General features: G+C 75.6%; 17 protein-coding genes. 12 read left to right on the top strand and 5 right to left on the bottom strand.

Annotation, left to right across the window (positions count from 1 at the left end; all coding sequences use genetic code 11):
- Positions 1–407: 407 nt before the first annotated feature.
- The 5 genes from IH44_RS0128820 to IH44_RS0128800 all read left to right on the top strand — a co-directional run bounded on the left by IH44_RS0128820 (position 408) and on the right by IH44_RS0128800 (position 3,747).
- The gene (locus tag IH44_RS0128820) at positions 408–1,310 is read left to right on the top strand and encodes a hypothetical protein (RefSeq protein ID WP_030462682.1); all 903 of its coding nucleotides are present in this window, start codon (positions 408–410) and stop codon (positions 1,308–1,310) included.
- A 314-nt stretch (positions 1,311–1,624) separates the two neighbouring features.
- The gene (locus IH44_RS0128815; RefSeq protein ID WP_030462681.1) at positions 1,625–1,900 is read left to right on the top strand and encodes a hypothetical protein; all 276 of its coding nucleotides are present in this window, start codon (positions 1,625–1,627) and stop codon (positions 1,898–1,900) included.
- A gap of 262 nt (positions 1,901–2,162) precedes the next feature.
- Entirely contained in the window at positions 2,163–2,585 is a 423-nt protein-coding gene (locus tag IH44_RS0128810; protein WP_030462680.1) for a secondary thiamine-phosphate synthase enzyme YjbQ, read from the top strand.
- A 78-nt stretch (positions 2,586–2,663) separates the two neighbouring features.
- Complete coding sequence (locus IH44_RS41580; RefSeq protein WP_157852501.1) at positions 2,664–2,921, top strand: hypothetical protein; 258 nt, start codon at positions 2,664–2,666, stop codon at positions 2,919–2,921.
- 1 nt (position 2,922) lies between these two features.
- The gene (locus tag IH44_RS0128800) at positions 2,923–3,747 is read left to right on the top strand and encodes an alpha/beta fold hydrolase (protein WP_051817442.1); all 825 of its coding nucleotides are present in this window, start codon (positions 2,923–2,925) and stop codon (positions 3,745–3,747) included.
- Positions 3,748–3,769: 22 nt separating this feature from the next.
- Here IH44_RS0128800 and IH44_RS0128795 read toward each other — a convergent pair whose 3' ends face one another.
- Together IH44_RS0128795 and IH44_RS0128790 are read right to left on the bottom strand one after the other, a co-directional pair.
- On the bottom strand, positions 3,770–6,799 hold the full coding sequence (locus IH44_RS0128795; protein ID WP_030462678.1) for an AAA family ATPase: 3,030 nt from the start codon (positions 6,797–6,799) through the stop codon (positions 3,770–3,772).
- A gap of 34 nt (positions 6,800–6,833) precedes the next feature.
- Positions 6,834–8,006: an exonuclease SbcCD subunit D gene (locus IH44_RS0128790; RefSeq protein WP_030462677.1), complete on the bottom strand. Its 1,173-nt coding sequence runs from the start codon at positions 8,004–8,006 to the stop codon at positions 6,834–6,836.
- Positions 8,007–8,202: 196 nt separating this feature from the next.
- Between IH44_RS0128790 and IH44_RS41575 the strand changes: the two genes are divergently transcribed.
- The gene (locus tag IH44_RS41575; protein WP_198545062.1) at positions 8,203–8,796 is read left to right on the top strand and encodes a hypothetical protein; all 594 of its coding nucleotides are present in this window, start codon (positions 8,203–8,205) and stop codon (positions 8,794–8,796) included.
- A gap of 258 nt (positions 8,797–9,054) precedes the next feature.
- Positions 9,055–9,852, top strand: coding sequence for an SGNH/GDSL hydrolase family protein (locus tag IH44_RS0128780; RefSeq protein WP_030462675.1), 798 nt, complete (start codon positions 9,055–9,057; stop codon positions 9,850–9,852).
- Positions 9,853–9,952: 100 nt separating this feature from the next.
- On the opposite strand, the gene IH44_RS43180 is transcribed toward IH44_RS0128780, so the two are convergent.
- Both IH44_RS43180 and IH44_RS0128770 read right to left on the bottom strand, forming a co-directional pair.
- Positions 9,953–11,068 (bottom strand): polysaccharide deacetylase family protein, encoded by a 1,116-nt coding sequence (locus IH44_RS43180; RefSeq protein ID WP_051817440.1) that lies wholly within the window; start codon positions 11,066–11,068, stop codon positions 9,953–9,955.
- A 150-nt stretch (positions 11,069–11,218) separates the two neighbouring features.
- Entirely contained in the window at positions 11,219–13,039 is a 1,821-nt protein-coding gene (locus IH44_RS0128770; protein ID WP_030462673.1) for a long-chain fatty acid--CoA ligase, read from the bottom strand.
- A gap of 381 nt (positions 13,040–13,420) precedes the next feature.
- On the opposite strand from IH44_RS0128770, the gene IH44_RS0128765 reads away from it, so the two are divergent.
- The 5 genes from IH44_RS0128765 to IH44_RS0128740 all read left to right on the top strand — a co-directional run bounded on the left by IH44_RS0128765 (position 13,421) and on the right by IH44_RS0128740 (position 18,878).
- Positions 13,421–16,084: a nitrate- and nitrite sensing domain-containing protein gene (locus IH44_RS0128765; RefSeq protein ID WP_051817438.1), complete on the top strand. Its 2,664-nt coding sequence runs from the start codon at positions 13,421–13,423 to the stop codon at positions 16,082–16,084.
- Entirely contained in the window at positions 16,081–16,500 is a 420-nt protein-coding gene (locus IH44_RS0128760) for a roadblock/LC7 domain-containing protein (RefSeq protein ID WP_030462671.1), read from the top strand. Before IH44_RS0128765 ends, IH44_RS0128760 begins: the two co-directional genes overlap by 4 nt.
- 8 nt (positions 16,501–16,508) lie before the next feature.
- Complete coding sequence (locus tag IH44_RS0128755) at positions 16,509–17,021, top strand: DUF742 domain-containing protein (RefSeq protein WP_107066646.1); 513 nt, start codon at positions 16,509–16,511, stop codon at positions 17,019–17,021.
- Positions 17,002–17,610 carry an ATP/GTP-binding protein gene (locus tag IH44_RS0128750; protein ID WP_030462669.1) on the top strand — a complete coding sequence of 203 codons (609 nt, stop codon included), beginning with the start codon at positions 17,002–17,004 and terminating at the stop codon, positions 17,608–17,610. The genes IH44_RS0128755 and IH44_RS0128750 overlap by 20 nt, the downstream gene beginning before the upstream one ends.
- 578 nt (positions 17,611–18,188) lie before the next feature.
- Entirely contained in the window at positions 18,189–18,878 is a 690-nt protein-coding gene (locus IH44_RS0128740; protein WP_081967188.1) for a winged helix-turn-helix domain-containing protein, read from the top strand.
- 129 nt (positions 18,879–19,007) lie between these two features.
- On the opposite strand, the gene IH44_RS0128735 is transcribed toward IH44_RS0128740, so the two are convergent.
- Entirely contained in the window at positions 19,008–20,018 is a 1,011-nt protein-coding gene (locus IH44_RS0128735; RefSeq protein WP_030462667.1) for a quinone oxidoreductase, read from the bottom strand.
- Between the last annotated feature and the right edge of the window lie 353 nt (positions 20,019–20,371).

Genomic DNA, 20,371 nt, shown 5'->3' with positions numbered 1-20,371 from the left:
ACGCGACCGCCGGTGCCGCGCCGTACCAGCGGCGGCACCGGCAGCCCGGTTGGCGGTCCGACCGACCCTCAACGATCGACCGCCGGTCCGTCCACCACGTCGGAGTCGGGCCGCCGCAGCGTCGAGACGGCCGGACAGTGACTCACCGTGGTGTCGGAAGTGTAACGGGATGGTCGGGTGATTCGTTCATACTCGAAATCACCCGACCGGGGATGGGTGGGTGTTCCCCGCTATCCCGTGTCGGTACAGATATTGCTTGGAGGTTTCTGTCACGTCAATCCCTCTTCTGTGTTCAATTTCTGAACTCGGGATGTCCTGGCTGCGGGGGCGCCGTGTGCGGGGCATTGCCCGGCCCGCGAGCCGCTCCTATATTGACGCCACGTCTCACAAGTGGGGGTGAGCCGAGGATGGCCGCCACAGCGCCCGTACGCCCGGTCAGCCCGCTCCTGCGCGCCCTCCTGCTCGCCCCGCTCGCCCTCGCCGCCGGCTGGGCCTTCCTGGCCCTGTGGCCCGCCGCCGGCGCCACCGACGAACTGTTCGCCTGGGCGATGTCCCCCGTCACCGCCGCCCTGCTCGGCTCCGGCTACGGCGGCGCCGCCGCCATGCTGGCCCTCGCCGCCCGCGCCCGCGGCTGGGCCGAGGTCCGGGTGGCCACCGCCGCCACCTGCCTGCTGATGCCGCTGATGCTCGCCACCACCCTGGCCGGCCGCCGCGACCTGCACCTCGACGGCGGCCCGCTGCTCGGCTTCCTCGCCGCCTGGGGCTGGCTCGCCGCCCACCTCGCCGCCCCGCCGATCGGCCTGGCCGCCCTCGCCGCCCAGCTCCGCACCCGCGGCCCCGCCCCCGCCCGCACCCCCCGGCTGCCCTGGTGGGTCGCCGCCCCGATGGCCTGCGGCGGCACCCTGCTCGCCCTGCTCGGCCTCGCCCTCGCCGTCCGCCCCGGCCCGTTCGCCGCGCACTGGCCCTGGACCGCCCGCCCGCTCGACGTCCGCGCCCTCGGCGCCTGGACCCTCACCTTCGGCGCCGCCCTGCTGCTCGCCGCCCGCGAGTCCGAACTGCGCCGGGTCCGCGGCGGGATGGCCGCCATGGTGCTCACCGGACTGCTCGGCCTGACCGGCCTGGTCCGCTACGGCGCACTGGTCGCCTGGCGCCAACCCGGCGCCTGGCTCACCGTCCTGGTGCTCACCGCCCTGCTCGGCCTCGGCCTGTGCGGCTTCGGCCTCTCCGCGCTGCTCGACCCGCCGCCCGGCACCGCGCCCCGGCGGGCGGCGGGCCAGGTCGAGGGGGTCGAGGAGGTCGAACTGCGCTGACCGCCCCGGAGCCGGGGCGGTCGAAACGGTCGAACCGGTGCGGGCCCGGCGGCCGTTCGCGCGCCCGGCGCACCCGCGGGCGCCGACACGCCCCGGCAACGCCCCGGACCGCCGCAGCGCCTGACGCCCCTTCAGCGCTTGGATGGTGCACCATCAACCGATGCGTAGTCGTGACCGAGACCACCGGGCCCTGGTGAAGCGTCAGTTCCGTTCGCACGATACGGTGGCAGAACACCAGGACGGTTGTGTGAAGGCCGTCATAGCCGGATAGTCTTCGCCTCACGGCCCTGGCGCCTCGTAGGGGTGGGAAACAGATGGAACAGATGCAAGTGCGGCCGCGGCCCCGGGTGCCCGCGATCCAGTGCGGCGTCGGCACGACCGGCCGCCGGATCGACCGGCACCTGGCCGTCCTCGGCGCGCCCGCGCTCTCGGCGGTGGACACCGCGGAGGCACTCGGCCTGATAAGGGAACTGACCCCGCGCGGGCCCAGCGCCCCCGCCGCGGCCGCCTCGCCGCGCCGCAGCGCCCGGGTCTCCCTGATGGCCCCGCTGCGCCGCCTCAAGCGGAGCCTGTTCGGCAACCGCCGCTGACCCGGCGCCCACCGGGCGCGCGAGCGCCCGGGAGCGCCGGACCACCGCCCGCTGCCACGACCCGACGGACCGGCGGTCCGTCGGGCCTTCGGCGTCCCCGGGGCCGGTCCGCGCTCCCCGGAGGCGGGTCGGCCCGCTCCCCGGGGCCGGGTTGGCGCGCCGTGGCGGTGTGCTGGCGCGCCCTGGCGAGCACCCTGGCGGTCGGGTGGCGATCGGCCGGTGCCCCTACGGGGCGCGCACCAAGATCGGCCAGGATGGCCCCATGTCCGACACCTTCCACACCCAGACCCTCGACATCGCCACCGGCCGGGACGAGGTCGCCCTCGACGTCACCGACCGGTGCCACACCTTCCTCAGAGAAGTCGCGGACGGCCGCGACGGACTGCTCAACGTCTTCGTCCCGCACGCCACCGCCGGCATCGCCGTCATCGAGACCGGCTCCGGCAGCGACGAGGACCTGCTCGCCACCCTGCGCGCCCTGCTGCCCCCCGACGACCGCTGGCACCACCGGCACGGCAGCCGCGGCCACGGCCGCGACCACGTCCTGCCGGGCCTGGTCGCCCCGCACGCCACCCTGCCCGTGATCAACGGCCGGATCGCCCTCGGCACCTGGCAGTCCGTCGTCCTGATCGACACCAACGGCGACAACCCGCAGCGCAAGCTCCGCCTCTCCTTCCTCGGCTGACTCCCACCCGCACCCGGACAGCCGGGCCCGCCGGGTGGGGCGGGGGCCCGGCCGGGCGGGGCCGTACCCTTGGGACCCATGGGAGAACCCGCAGCGGACCAGCAGCCCCCGTCCCCCTCCTCGCCCTCGTCCTCCTCCCCGGTGGACGGGCCGGTCTGCGAGGTGTCCGCCGATCCCGAGCGGTCCCTGCGCGGACTGCGGCCCGGCGGCCCGGGAGAGCGCGCCGCGTGCGTCCTGTGCGGCGAACCCACCGAGTACCCGGCCGACGCGCCCGGCAGCCCGCTCTGCCCCGTCTGCACCTGGCAGCAGGCCCAGCGCGCCGCGTGCTCCGGCTGACATGACCTCCTCCGCACCTCCGCCCGTCCACGGGGCGCCCGCCGCAGGGACGTTGGAGCGGCCGCACGCCACCCTCGCCTACTCCGTCACCGGCCCCCACGGCGCCCCGCTCGCCGTGCACGCCCACGGGGCACTGTCCAGCCGGGCCCACGAGCGGCGGGCCGGACTGTTCGACTGGGCCGCCGTCGGCGCGACGCACCGGATGGCCCGCTACGACGCGCGCGGCCACGGGGAGTCCACCGGACGGGCCGTGCCCGCCGACTACCGCTACGCCTCGCTCGCGGACGACCTGCTCGCCCTCTGCGACCACCTCTCGCCGGACGCGCCCGTCACCGCCTTCGGCGCGTCGATGGGCACCGCCACCGTGCTGTGGGCCGCGCTCGCCCGCCCCGAACGCTTCGACCGCCTGGTCCTCGCGATCCCCGCCGTCGCCTGGACCGCCCGGGAACCCCGCCGCAACGGGCTGCGGGCCGCCGCGACCCTGGTCGAACGGCGCGGCCGGGGAGCGCTGGACGCCGCCACGAGGGTCTCCGGCCCGCCCGCCGTCCTCGCCGAAGTCCCGCAGTACACCACCGAGTTCGACCTCCCCGAACCCCTCCTCCCGGCGGCCTTCCGGGCCGCCGCCGAATCCGACCTGCCCGCCCCCGAGACCCTCCGCGGCCTCCCCCACCCCACCCTCCTGCTGGCCTGGGACACCGACCCGCTGCACCCCCTGCTCACCGCCCGCACCCTCGCCGCCCACCTCCCCGACGCCCGCCTGCACGTCTCCCGCACCCTCGCCGACGTCCGCGCGTGGGACCGCCTGGCGGCGGACTTCCTGGCGTAGCGGCGCCCGGGGCGCGGGCCGGTCAGGTGTCCGCGCGGGTGGTGTGGTGGGTGGTGGAGCCGGTGCGGTGCTTGCGGACCAGGAGTTGGGCGGGGATGCGGGTGCGGAGGTCGGGGACGTGGCTGACGATGCCGACGGCGCGGTCGCGTTCGCGGAGGGAGTCGAGGACGTCCATGACCTCTTCGAGGGCGTTCTCGTCGAGGGTGCCGAAGCCCTCGTCGATGAAGAGGGTGTCCAGGGGCATGCCGCCGGCCTCGTCGGTGACGACGTCGGCGAGGCCGAGGGCGAGGGCGAGGGAGGCGAAGAAGGACTCGCCGCCGGAGAGGGTGGCGGTGTCGCGTTCGCGGCCGGTCCAGGCGTCGACGACGTGGAGGGAGAGGCCGGAGCGGCGGTTGCCGGAGACCAGGCCGTCGCTGTGGACCAGGGTGTAGCGGCCGCCGGACATCTTGAGCAGGCGGCGGCTGGCGGCGGCCGCGACCTGTTCGAGGCGGGCGGCCAGCACGTAGGACTCCAGGCGCATCCGCAGGGCGTTCTCGGCGGGGGCGCCGGCGAGCAGGGCGGAGAGGCGGCTGATCCGGGCGTGGGCGTCCAGGACGGGGGCGAGTTCGGCGGCCAGGGCGGTCAGGGCGGCGCCGATCCGGGCCAGGTCGGCGACCCGGTGGCGGGCCTGGTCGTGGGCGGAGCGGGCGCGGGCGAGGTGTTCGTCGGCGCGGGCGGCGGCCGTGCGGGCGGATTCGGCGGCGGCGGGCGGGAGTTCGGCGGCGGCCCGCAGGGCGGGGTCGGCGAGTTGGGCGGCGGCGAGTTCGAGGTCCGCGTCGAGTTGCTTGAACTGCCGTTTCAGGGCGTCGAGTTCGTAGGGGGGCAGGACGGCCGCGTCGAGTTCGGGCAGGCCGGCGAAACCGGCGGCGAGGGCGGCGCGGCGCAGTGCGTCGGCGGTCTCGGTGCGGCGGTCGGCGGCGTGCGCGGTGGCCCGGGCGGCGTTCAGGGCGGCGGTGGCGGCGCCGGCCAGCGCGGTGACGGCGGCGGCCCGGGCGGCGACGGTGGGGGCGTCGCCGCGGGCGGCGGCGATCCGGCCGTCCAGGGTGGCGAGTTCGGTGGTCAGGGCGGTCAGTTGGCCGGTCAGCTGGGCGGTCAGCTCGCCGGCCTGGCGGTGCTGTTCGCGGCGGGTGGCGCCGTCGCGTTCGAGCTGGTCGAGCTGCTGGCCGAGGGGCAGCCAGCGTTCCGCGGTGTGCAGCACGGTGCGGCGCCGGTGGGCCAGTTCCTCGGCTTCGGCGGCGAGTTCGCCGGGGGTGCGGCCGTCGGCGGCGGCTTCGGCGGCGGCGGCCTGCGCGGCGAGGGCGCCCACCCGTTCGGTGGCGGCGGCGAGTTCGGCCTCGGCGGTGTGCTGGGCGGCGCGGGCGCGGCGTTCGTCCTCGGCGGTGACCTGGTCGGCCGAGGGCTCGGCGGGGGCCGGGTGCTCGGGTGAGCCGCAGACCCGGCAGGGGGCGCCGGGGGCCAGGGCGGCGGCCAACTCGGCGGCCATGCCGGCGAGTCGGCGCTCCTGGAGGTCGAGGGCGCGCTGCCGGGCGTCCTGGGCGGCGCCGGTCAGGGTGCGGGCCAGGTCCTGGGCGGCGGTGTGCTCGCCGAGCAGCCGCAGGTGGCGGGCGGCGGCGTCCCGGCGGCGGGCGAGTTCGGCGTGCCGGGTGTCGATCCGGTCGAGTTCGGTGCGGGCCTCGCGGGCGGCGTCGCGTTCCTCCTGGAGCCGGGCGAGCCGGTCCTCGTAGGCGTCCAGCCAGCGCCGGGCCTCGTCGGCGAGGTCCTCCGCGTCGGCGCGGCGGCGTTCCAGCCGGGCCCGTTCGGCGAGCAGGGCGCCGTGCCGGGCCTCGTCGGCGCGGGCGGCCTCCAGCCGGGCGGCCTCGGCGCGGGCCGCGTCCTCGACGGCGAGCAGGTCGTCGGGGGTGTCGAGCGGGCCGCTCCAGCCGGCGGCGGCCGCGCGGGCGGCGAGGTCGGCGCGGCGGGCGGCCTCGGCGTCGGTGGCGGCGGCGTGCGCGGCCCGGGCCTGCTGGTGCGGGGCGCGCAGCAGGGCGGGGGCCTCGGCGGCGAGGGCGGAGGCCAGCCGGGCCCGGGCCGGGGCCGACTGGGCGGACCGGTCGGTGAGGCGCAGTAGTTCCTTTCGGGCCCGGTGGTAGCGGGACTGCCGTTCGGCCAGGGCGTGCTGGGCTTCGAGCCGGGTGCGGGCGGCGGTCCGGGCGGTCTCGGCGGCGGCCAGCCACAGGGCGGTGGCCTCGGCGCGTTCGGCGGCGGTGCTCCGCAGCATCGCGGCCCAGGCGAGCACGTCGGCGACGGGGGCGTCCTCGCCGGGTCGGTGGTCGGCGGCGTCGGCGGCGGCCGGGCCGGCGGCTTCCTCGGCGCGGGCCGCCAGGGCGTGCATCCGCTGCCGGCCGCCGTGCACCTCGCGTTCGTGCCGGAGCCGCAACTCGGCGGTCCAGCGCTCCAGTTGCTCGAACCGGCCGGTGTCGAAGAGCCGGCCGAGCAGGTCGGCGCGCTGTTTGGAGTCGGCCCGCAGGAAGCGGGCGAAGTCGCCCTGGGGGAGCAGCACCACCTGGCAGAACTGGTCCCGGCTCATGCCGAGCAGCCGGGTCAGCTCCTCGCCGGCCTCCTGGTGGGACTTGCTGACCGCGACCCAGCCGGGTTCGCCCTGCCCGGCGTCGGCGGCCCACTCGCGCAGCAGGGTCTGCGCCTTGTCGGCGGTCAGGCCGGTGCCGCGCTTCTTCGGCCGCCACTGCTCGGGGCTGCGGGTGACTTCGAGCCGCCGCCCGCCGAGGGTGGCCTCCAGGACCACTTCGGTGCGCACGCCGGGCGCGGCGTGGTCGCTGCGCACCCCGTTGCTGCGGCGGGTGCCGGGCAGTTCGCCGTACAGCGCGTAGCAGACCGCGTCGAGCACGCTGCTCTTGCCCGCGCCGGTCGCCCCGCGCAGCAGGAACAGGCCGGCGGCGGAGAGCAGGTCGAAGTCGATCCGCTCGGTGCCCGCGAACGGGCCGAAGGCGGTGACGGTGAGCCGGTGCAGCCTCATCGGGTGCGCTCCCGGGTGGCGGGGTGAGGGGGTGTCATCGGGCGTTCTCCTCGGCCCGGTCGGCCGCGGCGCGGCGCACCGACTCCAGGCCCTCCAGCAGCCAGGACTGCTCGTCGCCGTCCAGTTCCCGGCCGGGGCGGACGTGGGCGACGAAGCCCTCCACCACCTCCTGGTCGGTGCGCCCGCGCACCCGCCGGGCGTAGGACGCCTCGGCGGCCCGCTCGCCGCCCTCCGGTTCGAACAGCAGGTTCAGGGTGTGCGGGAAGCGGGCCCGCAGCCGCTCCATCGCGTCGGCCGGGCGGACCGGGTCGGTCAGGGTGGCCTGCACCCAGCGGTCGACGGCGTACTCGTACCGCCCGTCGGTGAGCAGGTCGTCCAGCCGGCCCTCCAGCCGGGCCAGCCGGCGCGGCACCGGGCAGAGGATCCGGCGGGCCTCGACGGCGCCCGCCGCGTCCAGGTCGACCAGCCACATCGACTTCTCGTGGTCGGCCTCGGAGAACGAGTACGCCAGCGGGGAGCCCGAGTAGCGCAGGTGCGGGGCCAGCGTCTGGCAGCCGTGCAGGTGGCCGAGGGCCGCGTAGTGCACGCCGTCGAACACCTCGGCGGGCACCGACTGCACGCCGCCGACCGCGATGTCCCGCTCGCTGTCGCTGGCCGCGCCGCCGGTGACGAAGGCGTGCGCGAGCACCACCGCGCGGGTGCCGGCGGGGCGGGCGGCCAGGTCGGCGCGGACGCGGTCCATCGCGGCGGCCAGCACCTGCTCGTGGCCGCCCCGTTCGACCCCGAGCCGTTCGCGCACCAGGGCCGGTTCCAGGTAGGGCAGCCCGTACACCGCGACCGGCCCGTGCGCGTCGGCGAGCAGGACCGGGTCGGCCAGCGCGTCCGGGTCGGTGCGCAGGTGGATGCCGGCCCGGTCGATCAGCCGGGAGGCCACCCCGAGGCGGCGGGCCGAGTCGTGGTTGCCGGAGACGAAGACCGTGGGCACGCCCAGTTCGGCCAGCCGCCACAGCACCTCGTCGAACAGCGCGACCGCCTCCAGCCCGGGCAGCGCCCGGTCGTAGACGTCCCCCGCGACCAGCACCGCGTCCACCTGCTCGGCGGCCGCGGTGGCCACCAGGTGGTCGAGGAAGACCCGCTGCGCCGCGTGCAGGTTCTCCCGGTGGAAGGACCGCCCCAGGTGCCAGTCCGAGGTGTGCAGCAGCCTCACGCCGACGCTCCCCGCAGCATGTCCCGCCACCCCTCGTCTCGCCGGTGCTCCGGTACGAGTATCACAGGTGGCGGACAGCGCTCGGGACGCGTGCGGCGGCGGGTGGTGACCCGGGTGGCGGTCGGGACTGTTCATCGGTCGGGTGTTCGGGGAAGATCATCGGATGGTGCCGCGGGCGGCCGGAGGAGGGTGTGGGATGGGCATCGAGTACAGCCCGGAGATCTCCGCACTGCTCGGGCGGGTGCGGCGGCGGCCGAACGCGGGGTGGCCGTGGCGGCCGGGGGAGGCGGTGCCGGCCGGGCTGCCGGTGAAGCAGTCCTGGGGGTGGCTGTTCGCGCCGGACGGGCGGGTGCTGACGCTGGTGAACCCGCGGGACGGGATCGTCAGCCTGCCGGGCGGCTCGCTGGAGCCGGAGGACGCGGGGGACCCGGGGCGGGCGCTGGCCCGGGAGGCGGCGGAGGAGGCGCAGGCGGTGATCGACGGGCCGGTCTACCTCGGCTACCTGTACGACCGGGTGGGGTCGGCCAACGGCGGGCACGAGTGCGCGCGGGTGCGGATGGCGGCGGCGCTGCGCGGGGTGGGGCCCTCGGCGCCGGACCCGGCCTCGGGGCGGCACTACCGGCGGCTGCTGGTGGCGCCGGGCCTGGCGGTGGAGCTGCTCGGCTGGGGGCTGCCCGGGCTGCGGCAGGCGCGGGCGGCGGTGGCGGCGGCGGCCGCGTGGTGGGGGGCGCCGGTGCGGGCGGACGAGACGATCGAGGAACTGCCGTCCGCGGGCTGCCGGTTGCGCTGACGGCGGTGCGGGGCGCGCGGGGCGGCGGTGGGCTCGCGTCGGGCGGTGGTGGGCTCGCGGCGGGCGAAGACCGGTTCCGGTGACCGGACAGATCGTCCGGGTTATTTCTGCAGCCCAGGTCAGGGATGGGTCTGCGCGCGTAGCACCCGTTCGGGAGCTGTTCGGTGAGTGTTCGTCAATTTCTTTGGCATGACCGCTTCCCCCCGAGGCTACTGGCTGGTATCCAATGTGTGGCCTGCGTCACTCATGGAGGATCAGATGTCTCGCGTCCGTGTCGTATCCGTCGCCCTCACCGCGGCGGCCCTGTCCATCACCACCCTCGCCGCCGCCACCCAGGCGAACGCCGCCGGGGTGCGCTACGCCGCGCTCGGCGACTCCTACTCGGCCGGTGTCGGCTCCGGCAGCTACACCAGCGAGAGCGGCAGCTGCAGCCGCAGCACCAAGGCGTACCCGTACCTGTGGAACGCCGCGCACGCCCCCACCTCGTTCTCGTTCGTGGCCTGTTCCGGCGCGACCACGGGCGACGTGATCGCCAATCAGCTGGGCGTGCTGAACACCTCGACCACGCTGGTGTCGATCACCATCGGCGGCAACGACGCGGGCTTCGCCTCGACGATGCAGACCTGCGTGCTCAACAGCGAGAGCTCCTGCCTGAGCGCGGTGGACACCGCGAAGAGCTACGCCACCACCACCCTGCCGGGCAAGCTCTCCAACCTCTACGGGCAGATCAAGTCGAAGGCGCCGAACGCGAAGGTCGTGGTGCTGGGCTACCCGCACCTCTACCAGGTGCCCGGCAGCTGCATCTTCGGGATCTCGGACACCAAGCGGACCGCGATCAACAGCGCGGCGGACACCCTGGACACGGTCATCGCCAAGCAGGCGGCGAACGCCGGGTTCACCTTCAAGGACGTCCGGACGGTCTTCGCGGGCCACGAGATCTGCGGCTCCTCGACCCAGTGGCTGAACAGCACCACGCTGCCGATCAGCGACAGCTACCACCCGAACGCGAGCGGCCAGGCGAGCGGCTACCTGCCGTCGTTCAGCGCCGCGGCGTGACCTGCCGGGGGTAGTGCCCGCAAGACGTCCGTGGGGGACGAATGACCGGTGGCCGGGCTCGTGCGAGGAGCCCGGCCACCGGCGTCCTGTACCCCCGGGCTCAGCGCAGATAGTCGGTGAGCGCCGCGGGCCGCAGGCCGGCCTGCTCGGCGGCGTCCAGCGCGCGCCGCAGGTCGTCGGCCAGGGTATCGGTGAAGTGCATGATGATCACATCGCCGGGCTGCAGCCCGCCGGGGTGGGCGATGTTCGAGGCGCCCGAGGTGAAGTCGGCGCTCGCGGTCAGCACGTGCGTCATGCCGCAGTTCGCGGCCGCCTGCAGGACGTCGGCGTTCCAGGCGAAGTACGGCGGCCGGAAGACGGTCGGGACGGTGCCGTAGTGCGCGGTGACCGCGTCCCGGGCGTCGCAGATCTCGGCCTGCTGCTCGGCCGGCGACAGGGTGGTCAGGTCCCGGTGCGAGACGCTGTGGTCCTCGATCGCCGAGCCGGGGGCGGCGGTGACCTTGCTGAAGTAGTCCGGCTCGAAGCCCTCCGGCATCGGCAGCGGGAAGACCGTCACCGGCAGCTTCCGGTCGGCGATCAGCTGCGCCGCCTCCGGGGTGCGGAACCAGCCGTCGTCGACGGTCAGGAAGACCACCTTGTCGGTGGTCGGCACGCCGGTGGCGAACGCCGCGGGCGCCGGGCTGTCGCCGGTCACCGAGACGTCGTCCACCGCCACCGGGCCCTGCCCGTACCAGCCGTGCACGTACAGCTGCACCGAGGTGGTGGCCGCGCCGGTGGTGAACGAGGTGGACAGCTGCTGCCAGCCGTCTCCGGTGGACGCCGTCCAGGCCGGGGGGACGTCGTGGCCGGTGCCGCTCGCGCCCAGGAAGGCGTACGAGCCGTGCACCCAGGCGCGGTACGTGTAGGCGGTGTTCGGGCGCACCGCGAGGGTCTGGGTGCACCGACCGGTGGAGTCGGCCGAGGCGGGGGTGATCGCCAGTGCGGCGCCGCCGGTGCGGGCGGCGGCGGTGACCGCGCCCTCGCCGGGCGCGCAGTGCCAGCCGGGGACCGAACCCCAGTCGGCCAGCGGCAGGGTGGGGATCTCGAAGCCGGGGTTGGTGGCCAGGTTCGGCGCGGGGGCCGGGGCGTCCGCGTGCGCGGCCGGCGCGGTGGCGAGGGAGGCCAGCGCGGCGGTGGCGGCGAGGGCCGCGAGACGGCGGCGGGCGGAACCGATCACGGGTCAACTCCAGTGTGGGGGACGGGCGGAGGATCGACTCCCGGAGGGACGGGGGTCGGTGGGGGCCCTGCCGCACCAGGCCGGTGCACACAATGGACTGGACCAATCCCGGCGGTCAAGCGGTACCGCTCAAGAGGCGGCCGAGATCGGTCAACCGGCGTAGAGCTCCTCGATGTCCGCCGCGTAGCGCTCCGCCACCGCCGTCCGGCGGATCTTCAGCGAGGGCGTCAACAGCCCCTCCTCCAACGAGAACTCGCGCGGCAGCAGCCGGAACGCCCGGATCGACTCGGCCCGCGACACCGTGGTGTTCGCCGCCCCCACCGCCCGCTGCACCTCCTGGTGCAGCTCCGGGTCGGTCAGCGCCTGCCGCACCTCCAGCGGCGGCCGCCCGCGGGCCCGCAGCCAGTGCGCCAGCGCCACCGGGTCCAGCGTGATCAGCGCCGCCAGGTACGGCCGGTTGTCGCCCACCACCAGGCACTGGGCGATCAGCGGGTGCGCCCGCACCCGCTCCTCCAGCACCGCCGGCGCCAGGTTCTTGCCGCTGGAGGTGACGATCACCTCCTTCTTGCGGCCGGTCAGCGTCAGGTAGCCGTCCTCGTCCAGCTCGCCCAGGTCCCCGGTGGCCAGCCAGCCCCGGCACAGCGCCTCGTCCGAGCAGCGCGGGTGGTTGAGGTACCCGGAGAACACGCCCGGCCCCTTCACCCACACCTCGCCGTCCTCGGCGATCGCCACCGTCGACCCCGGCAGCGGACGGCCCACCGTGCCGAACTTCGGCCGCCGCGGCGGGTTCGCGGTCACCGGCGCGGACGACTCGGTCAGGCCGTAGCCCTCGTACACCGTCATGCCCGCGCCCGCGAAGAACAGCCCCAGCTCCCGGCCCAGCATCGACCCGCCGGTCATCACCGCCCGCACCCGGCCGCCCAGCACCGCCCGCATCCGCTGGTACACCATCCGCTCGTACGCGGCGTGCCGCAGCCGCAGCGCCGGGGAGGGGCCCGGGCCGGTGCGGTGCGCCCGGCGCTCCCAGGCCGCCGCCCACTCCACCGCCACCCGCTCGGCCTGCTCGAACAGCTCCAGCCGCCCGGCCGCCTCGGCGGCCTCCCGGGCCCGGCGGTGGATCTTCTCGAAGACGTACGGCACCGCGTGCAGGAAGGTCGGCCGGAACGCGGCCAGCGCCGGCAGCAGGCTCTCCGAGGCCAGCTTCGCGTGGTGGCCGATCCGGATCCCGCCGCGCACCGCCGCCACCTGGGTCAGCCGCCCGAACACGTGCGCCAGCGGCAGGAACAGCAGGGTGGCGGGCTGCTCGCCCCCGGTGTCCCGGATCACCTCGTCCCAGCCCGCCAGCACGGCGTCCGCCACCGACGCGAAGTTGCCGTGGGTCAGCAGGCAGCCCTTGGGGCGGCCGGTGGTGCCCGAGGTGTAGATGACGCTGGCCAGCGAGTCCGGCGACACCCCCAGCCGCTGACGGTGCACCAGCGCGTCCGGCACGCCCGCGCCGTCCGCCGCCAACTGCGCCACGCAGCCGCGGTCCAGCTGCCAGATGCCGGTCAGCTCCGGCAGCGCGTCGCACACCGCGCCGACCGTCATCGCCTGGTCCTCGTCCTCCACCACGCAGGCCACCGCCGAGGTCTCCGCCAGGATCCAGCGCACCTGGTCCGGCGCGGCCGTCGGGTACACCGGCACCGGGATCGCCCCGACCGACCAGAGCGCGTAGTCGAACAGCGTCCACTCCCAGCGGGTCGCCGACATCACCGCGACCCGGTCGCCGTAGCGCACCCCGCGGGTCAGCAGGCCCCGGGCCAGCGCCAGCACCTCGTCGCGGAACCGGGCCGCCGTCACCGGCTCCCAGACGCCGTCCACCAGCCGGGACATCAGCACCAGTCCCGGCTCCCGCTCCGCCCGGTCGAACACCGAGTCGGCCAGGCCGCCGGTCGGCGCGCCGCCCGCCGCGGGGCTGCTGAACTCTCGCACGGTACCCCCCGATCCCGCCCCGGTCCGCCGGTCCGGACCCTGCCCGCCGGGTCGGCCCGCACGGCCGGCCGGCGGCCGGACCGCGGTACCGGCGAAGCTACCCGATCGGCGCGGCGCTGCCCAGAGTCACCGACCGGCAACACCCCGCACCGGAGGAAGGCCCGCAGGTCGGGGCCATGCCAGGACCCGGCGGGGAAATTAAAGGACGATCCGGACAACAGCCGATCACGATGCACTTCCACCCTACGAACGGGTGGTCAGGAAGTAGTAGGCTCGCGGCTCTCGAACCCTCCGGTACCCGCCCCTGCCCGCGCGCGCCCGGCCGCGCCCCGCCCACCCGCGTCCCACAGACCTTCCGCCCGAGGACCACTAAGGACCCGTATGCGCCTGCGCCGCAGCTCGATCCGCGCGAGGATCGTCGCGCTGCTCCTGGTGCCCCTCGCGGCGCTCAGCGGCCTGTGGGTGTACGCCACCCTCGTCACCACCGGCGACGTGTGGAACCAGCTCGACCTCAGCTCCACCTACACCGCCTTCGGCAACCCCGCCGACCAGTACGCCTACGACCTCCAGCAGGAACGCTCCGCCGCCGTCCTGCGGCTGGCCGCCCCCGGCAACGCCGACTACGCCGCCGCCTACGACAAGGCCCGCACCACCACCGACCGCGACCTGCAGCTGCTGCGCTACCAGGGCAGCAGCCACGACGCCGGCAAGCTCGACGCCGACCAGCGCGCCCGCTACCAGGACGTGCTCTCGGTCGCCGACCAACTCGGCGCCATCCGCAGCCAGATCGGCCGGCTCAAGCAGAGCTGGGACGGCGCCCTGCGCGACTACAGCGACCTGATCAACCCGGTGTTCGCGTTCCGCTCCTCCTTCATCGCCAAGCAGACCGGCTCGCTGCCCCGCCAGGGCACCATCCTGGTCGAGCTCTCCCGGGCCGGCGAGTACCTCTCCCAGGAGAGCGCCGCGATGCGCGCCCTGCGGGCCGGCAGCTCCGCCGCCGCCTCTGACCCCCGCAAGCAGCAGGTCGCCCTGGACGCCATGAACGCCCAGCAGGCCCTGTTCCGGATCTACATCGCCGAACTCGACACCCAGGACCGGCAGTCCTACAACGCGCTGCGCATGGGCCAGAACTGGAGCCTGCTCACCGCCGCCGAGACCGGCTTCGACAAGGCCGCCGACCGCGCCCTGGAAGTGCGCGGCGGCTCCGTCGACTACTGGGACGAGACCGCGGCCGCCGTCCTCACCGACATCGACGCGATCAACGCCCGGCTCGCCGCCGACCTCGGCACCCAGGCCCGCGACAACGCGATCCGGTCGCTGGTGCGCGGCGGCACGGCCGGCCTGATCGGCCTCGCCGCGGTCGTGCTGTCCCTCGTCATCTCCTACCGCACCGGCCGCCGCCTGGTGCGCGAACTCGTCGGCCTGCGCAACGCCGCCGCCGACCTGTCCGCCACCCGGCTGCCCTCGGTGATGCTCCGGCTGCGCCGCGGCGACGCCGTCGACGTGGTCGCCGAAGTGCCCCAACTCGAGTTCGGCACCGGCGAGATCGGCCAGGTCGGCCGGGCCTTCAACGAAGTCCAGCGGGTCGCCGTCGAGGCCGCCGTCGAGCAGGCCGAACTGCGCCGCGGCGTCTCCGCCGTCTTCGTCAACCTGGCCCGCCGCTCCCAGGTGCTGCTGCACCGCCAGCTCACCCTGCTCGACACCATGGAGCGCCGCACCGAGAACCCCCGCGAACTCGAGGACCTGTTCCGGCTCGACCACCTCACCACCCGCATGCGCCGGCACGCCGAGGGCCTGATCATCCTCTCCGGCGGCTCGCCCGGCCGCGCCTGGCGCAAGCCGGTCCGGATGGTCGACGTGGTGCGCGCCGCCGTCGGCGAGGTCGAGGACTACGCCCGGGTCCAGGTCCGCCCGTTCCCCGGCACCGGCCTGCTCGGCTCCGCCGTCGCCGACGTCACCCACCTGGTCGCCGAACTCGTCGAGAACGCCACCGTGTTCTCCCCGCCGCAGACCCAGGTCACCGTCCAGGGCGAGGTGGTCGCGCACGGCTTCTGCCTGGAGATCGACGACCGCGGCCTCGGCCTGAGCGAGCAGCACCTGGAGGAGATCAACCAGCGCCTCGCCGTGGAGCAGGAGTTCGACCTCGCCGACACCGACCGGCTCGGCCTGTTCGTGGTCTCCCGGCTGGCCCGCCGGCACGGCATCCGGGTGCACCTGCGGCCCAGCCCCTACGGCGGCACCTCCGCGGTCGTGCTGGTCCCGCGCGAACTGCTCGCCGAGACCGTCGAAACCGCCCCCGACGCCCCCCGGCAGAGCGGCGAGGACACCGGCACCCACCGCCGTCCGCCCGCGCCCGCCGCCGCGGCCGCTCCGGCCGTCCGCGGCCAGGGCGCGCACGCCGCGCCCGCCGCCCCGGCCGCCGTGCTCGGCGGGCCCCGCCCGTCCGCCGCCGAACCGTCCAGCACCCCCGGCGGGCTGCCGCGCCGCCGCACCGCCACCGCGGCCGCGGCCGAGCAGGCCGCCGCCGAGGGCACCGGGCGCCACCGCCGCCCCGGCGAGGAGGACGGCGGACGGCCCGCGCTGCCTGCCGGGCCCTCCGAGTCCGCCGCCGAGCCCGCCGCGGGCCCCGCGCTCACCCCGGTGGCCGGCGGCCTGCTGCCCAAGCGGGTCCGGCAGGCCAACCTGGCCCCGCAACTGCGGGCCGGCGCCGGAGCGGAGGCCGCCGAACCCGCCCGCGAGCGCGACCCCGAGGAGGCCCGCTCCGCGTTCGCCTCCTTCCAACGCGGCTTCGCCCGCGGCCGCGGCGACCGGCTGCAGCCCGCCTCGCTCACCGTGGTGCGCTCCGAACCGGAGCCCGCCGACAGCCCGGGCACCCCCGAACGGCCCACCCCGGTACGGGCGCCGGCCCCCGGCCGGCCGCCCAGACTGCGGGTCGCGCTGCCCTCCGCGCCGGTGCCGCACGCGCTGCCCCCCGCCCGCTCCGTCCCACCGGCGCACCCGACGCCGACCGCACCGCCCGCACCAGCAGAAGGAACCGAATCATGACCGCAACAACACCGCCGTCCGGGGACCTCGACTGGCTCCTCAACGACCTGGTCGGCCGGGTGGCGACCCTTCGGCATGCGGTGATCCTCTCCAGCGACGGCCTGGCCACCGGCGTCTCCAGCGGCCTGGACCGGGAGGACGCCGAGCACCTTGCCGCGGTCGCCGCGGGCTTCCACAGCCTCGCCAAGGGCGCCGGCCGGCACTTCCGGGTCGGCGGCGTCCGGCAGACCATGGTCGAACTGGACGACGCCTTCCTGTTCATCACCGCGGCCGGCGACGGCAGCTGCCTGGCCGTGCTCAGCGACGCCGAATCCGATGTGGGCCAGATCGCCTACGAGATGGCACTGTTGGTCAAGCGCGTCGGCGAGCACCTCGCCGCCGAACCGAGGACCGATACCACGCTGCCCGGGAGATGACCGATCCGATGAGCGAGCCCGAGCCGACCGAGCCGACCGGGGCCCCCGCCCCGGCCGACCTCAGCGGGGCGACCGCGGACCAGGGGCCGGCCGGCGAGCCGCCGGTCGACCTGTTCGCCCCCCGCACCCCGGTGGACGACCGCTGGTTCGACGACGAGGCCGGACCGGTGGTCCGGCTGTTCTCGATGACCAGAGGACGCGCCCGCCCGGTCGACGACGGCCTGTTCGACCTGATCTCGCTCGTCACCGCCGCGGTGCCGGCCCTGCCCGGCCCCGGCGGCCCCCGCACCGACCCCGCGCTCGACCCGGAACACCACGCGATCCTCGAACTCTGCCGCGACGAGCCGCTCAGCGTCGCCGAGCTGGGGTCCTACACCGACCTGCCGGTGAGCGTGGTCCGGGTCCTGCTCGGCGACCTCCACGACGCCGAGCTGATCAGCGTCACCCGACCCTTCCAGCTCGCCCAGCAACCGGACGAGCGCCTGCTGCGAGACGTGATCAATGGCCTCCGTGCACTCTGACGCCCCGTCCACCCCCGCCGCCCGCAAGGCCCCCTGGGGCGTCGGCGCGGTCAAGATCCTGATCGCCGGCGGCTTCGGCGCGGGCAAGACCACCCTGGTCGGCGCGGTCAGCGAGATCCGCCCGCTGCGCACCGAGGAACTGCTCAGCGAGATCGGCCGGCCGGTCGACGACACCGCCGGGGTGGAGGCCAAGCGCACCACCACCGTCGCCATGGACTTCGGCCGGATCGACCTCAGGCCCGGCCTCGCCCTCTACCTGTTCGGCACCCCCGGGCAGGACCGGTTCTGGTTCGTCTGGGACGAACTCGCCCGCGGCACCCTCGGCGCGGTGGTCATCGCCGACACCCGGCGCCTGGCCGACTCCTTCCCCTCGGTCGACTACTTCGAGCAGCGCGGCATCCCGTTCGTGGTCGCCGTCAACTGCTTCGAGGGCACCGAGGTGTACGCCCCCGACGACGTCCGGGCCGCGCTCGACCTGCCGGCCGGGGTGCCGGTGCTGCTGTGCGACGCCCGGCGGCGCGAGGACGGCAGGGAACTGCTGATCCGGCTGGTCGAGCACGCGGCGGCCCGGGCCGGGATCCAGCTGTAGCGCGGCTCTCGCCCGAGGTAGTTCTGCCTCCGATATTTTTCGGATCCGTGCAGGTCACAGCGGTGCTGTCCGAATCGCGGACGGTTTCTGTCTCGCCCCGCGGATGGGGCGGTGCAGTGGGTTGCCTTCCGGGCACCGGGCGTGGAAGTCTCGTACCCGTGCCCGCCGTTGGCCGCGGGCTTCCGACACACTCCGGGGGAGGAGCAGCGTCATGACCGTCCCGGTCCGCCTCGCCGTGCTCCCCGCCCTCCCCGTGCTCACCGTCCGTCGGTACATCGACCACGGCCGGATCTACAGCGCCTGCTGTCGCTGACGCACCGCCACCCCCCGGCGCCTCGCCGGGCGGTGGCGGTTCCGCGCGTCCCCGTCGACCCCGCCGCGCTCCGGAGAGCAACCGTGCAGCCTCGCACCCTCCTCGAACCGTTCTGGCCCTCGCGCCGGAACCACCACTTCGACCAGACCTGTCGGCGCGTGCCCCGCGCCTCCCGGCCCCGGACCTGACCCACCGTCACCCCCCGTGCGCCGGAAGCGCAGACGACGACCACCCACCGCCCGTCACGCGCGAAAGAGCCCTCACCATGCCGTACGCCACCGCCACCGCCGCCACCACCACCTCGACCCCGCACCTGCGCGCGGTCCGCGCCCTGCCGAACCTCGCCCCCGCCGGCGGGCCCGCCCCGCTCACCGAGCACCGGCGGACCGCCGTCCCGCCGCGGCCGGTCGCCGCGCCCGCCGCGCCCGCCGCCCTCGCTCCCGAGAGCCTGTTGGCCGGACTCCAGGACGGCGCGGCCGTGGTCGCCGCCCTCCCGCAGTCCGTCCTCCCGCAGGGGCTGCTGGCGCAGCTCGGCGCAGCCGACTCCCCGCTGGTCGGCTACCTGGTCCTGGTGCCCGCCGAAGGCCGGGGCACCGCCGCCCCCGCCTCCGCCCCCGCGCTCGCCTCCGCCGAGGCTCCGGCCGCCCGGCCGTTCACCCGCCCCGCGGACAGCGGCATCTCCGTCGACCTGGACCGCCGCAACGCCTACGTCGACGGCTCGCTGCTCGACCTCACCTACCTCGAGTTCGAACTCCTCGCCCACCTCACCGAGCACCCCCACCGCGTCCACACCCGCGACCAACTCGTCCACACCGTCTGGGGCTACGGCCACGTCGGCGACGGCCGCACCGTCGACGTCCACGTCGCCCGCCTGCGCCGCAAGCTCGGCGCGGCCTACCGCGACACCATCGTCACCGTCCGCCGCGTCGGCTACAAGTACGCACCCGCCGCGTAGCCAACCCCCGGACGGCAAGGGCCCCGCCTGCACGAACGGAAGCAGGCGGGGCCCCGTGCCGTCCGGACACCGGCGCGGCGAGGCCCGGCCCCTCGGGCCGCAGCACGACACCGGGCCCGCCCTCGACGGTCAGCTCTGCGTCTCCTCGCGGCGCCCGACAGCGGTCGCACCGGGTACGACGAGCAGCTTGCCGGTGGTGCGCCGAGCCTCCAGATCGCTGTGGGCCCGGGCGGCCTCGGACAGTGCGTAGCGGCCCGTCACGGTGACCTCGAACGCTTTGGAGCGCACCCACTCGAACACGTCGGCGGCCCGGCGGAGCAGTTCGGACCGCTCGGCGATGAAGTCCCCGAGGCTGGGCCGGATCAGGGTCAGTGAACCGCCGCGGGCGAGCCGCATCGGATCGAACGGCGGTACGGCGCCACTTGCCGCGCCGAAGAGCACGAGATGGCCGCGGGGCCGCAGGCTGGCGAGGCTCGCATCGAAGGTGTGCGCACCGACGCCGTCGAAGACGACCGGCAGTCCCCGGCCGCCGTTGAGCCGCCTCACCTCGGCCGCGAGATCGTCGACCGCGGAGGAGAGGACCACCTCGGCGGCCCCGGCGCGCTTCGCCAGTTCGGCCTTCGCCGCGGTCGACGTCGTACCGATCACCCTGCCGCCGAGGCGGGTGATGAGCTGGGTCAGAAGGAGCCCCATGCCACCGGCAGCCGCGTGCACGAGCACCGTGTCACCCTCCTGGACCGGGTAGGCGTCCTTGACGAGGTAGTGCGCGGTCATGCCTTGGAGGAGCACGGCGGCGGCCGTCTCGAAGTCGACGTCGTCGGGCAGCGGCACCAGCCGGGAGGAGTCCACGACGGCCCGCTCGGCATACGTGCCGGGAACCTCCACCCAGCCGACCCGGTCCCCGACCGCGACGTCGGCGACGCCGGGTCCGACTTCGACGACCGTGCCGGCGCCCTCGGCGCCCGGGGTGAAGGGCAGCGGGAGGCTGTACCGGCCTTCGCGGTGGTAGACGTCGAGGAAGTTGACCCCGGATGCGGCGACCTCCACGAGGGCCTCGCCCGGACCCGGCCGCGGCTGGTCCACCTCGGCCTCCTGCAGCACCTCGGGACCGCCCACTCCGTACACCTGAATCGCTCGCATGACCCCTCCAATAACGGTTCATCCCCACCAACCCCGTTGGTGGCGACCCGATTCCCGGCAAGCGGACCAGCCCGCCGCCCCCTGGGCCGGACCGGTGGCTTCGCTCCGACGATCACCACCGCGGACGCGCCGCGCTCGCAGGAACCCCTCCGCCGGCGGCGTCCCCCACCTCACGGGGCGGTACGCCTAGCGCTGGTCCGGGGGCAGGAGCAGGACGGCCAGGGCCTGGGCGCAGGTGTGGGCGTGGGTGAGGGTGCGGGGGAGGGTTTCGGGGGCCGCCTCCCCCCGGTGCTCCCCGAGCCGTACGCGGAGGTGCGGCGGGCCGCCGCGGAGGATCGCAAGGCCGCGCTGGC

It is taken from the genome of Kitasatospora sp. NRRL B-11411 (assembly GCF_000721345.1).
In the GTDB taxonomy this organism is placed as follows: domain Bacteria; phylum Actinomycetota; class Actinomycetes; order Streptomycetales; family Streptomycetaceae; genus Kitasatospora; species Kitasatospora cineracea.
The sequence above is the reverse complement of the archived record's forward strand: the minus strand, read 5'-3'. Positions and strand labels throughout refer to the sequence as shown.

Excerpts from the sequence above, each read along its gene's own strand:
- IH44_RS0128820 (WP_030462682.1), top strand. The coding sequence starts at position 408 with ATGGCCGCCACAGCGCCCGTACGCCCGGTCAGCCCGCTCCTGCGCGCC.
- IH44_RS0128815 (WP_030462681.1), top strand. The coding sequence starts at position 1,625 with ATGGAACAGATGCAAGTGCGGCCGCGGCCCCGGGTGCCCGCGATCCAG.
- IH44_RS0128810 (WP_030462680.1), top strand. The coding sequence starts at position 2,163 with ATGTCCGACACCTTCCACACCCAGACCCTCGACATCGCCACCGGCCGG.
- IH44_RS41580 (WP_157852501.1), top strand. The coding sequence starts at position 2,664 with ATGGGAGAACCCGCAGCGGACCAGCAGCCCCCGTCCCCCTCCTCGCCC.
- IH44_RS0128800 (WP_051817442.1), top strand. The coding sequence starts at position 2,923 with ATGACCTCCTCCGCACCTCCGCCCGTCCACGGGGCGCCCGCCGCAGGG.
- IH44_RS0128795 (WP_030462678.1), bottom strand. The coding sequence starts at position 6,799 with ATGAGGCTGCACCGGCTCACCGTCACCGCCTTCGGCCCGTTCGCGGGC.
- IH44_RS41575 (WP_198545062.1), top strand. The coding sequence starts at position 8,203 with ATGGGCATCGAGTACAGCCCGGAGATCTCCGCACTGCTCGGGCGGGTG.
- IH44_RS0128780 (WP_030462675.1), top strand. The coding sequence starts at position 9,055 with ATGTCTCGCGTCCGTGTCGTATCCGTCGCCCTCACCGCGGCGGCCCTG.
- IH44_RS0128765 (WP_051817438.1), top strand. The coding sequence starts at position 13,421 with ATGCGCCTGCGCCGCAGCTCGATCCGCGCGAGGATCGTCGCGCTGCTC.
- IH44_RS0128760 (WP_030462671.1), top strand. The coding sequence starts at position 16,081 with ATGACCGCAACAACACCGCCGTCCGGGGACCTCGACTGGCTCCTCAAC.
- IH44_RS0128755 (WP_107066646.1), top strand. The coding sequence starts at position 16,509 with ATGAGCGAGCCCGAGCCGACCGAGCCGACCGGGGCCCCCGCCCCGGCC.
- IH44_RS0128750 (WP_030462669.1), top strand. The coding sequence starts at position 17,002 with ATGGCCTCCGTGCACTCTGACGCCCCGTCCACCCCCGCCGCCCGCAAG.
- IH44_RS0128740 (WP_081967188.1), top strand. The coding sequence starts at position 18,189 with ATGCCGTACGCCACCGCCACCGCCGCCACCACCACCTCGACCCCGCAC.
- IH44_RS0128735 (WP_030462667.1), bottom strand. The coding sequence starts at position 20,018 with ATGCGAGCGATTCAGGTGTACGGAGTGGGCGGTCCCGAGGTGCTGCAG.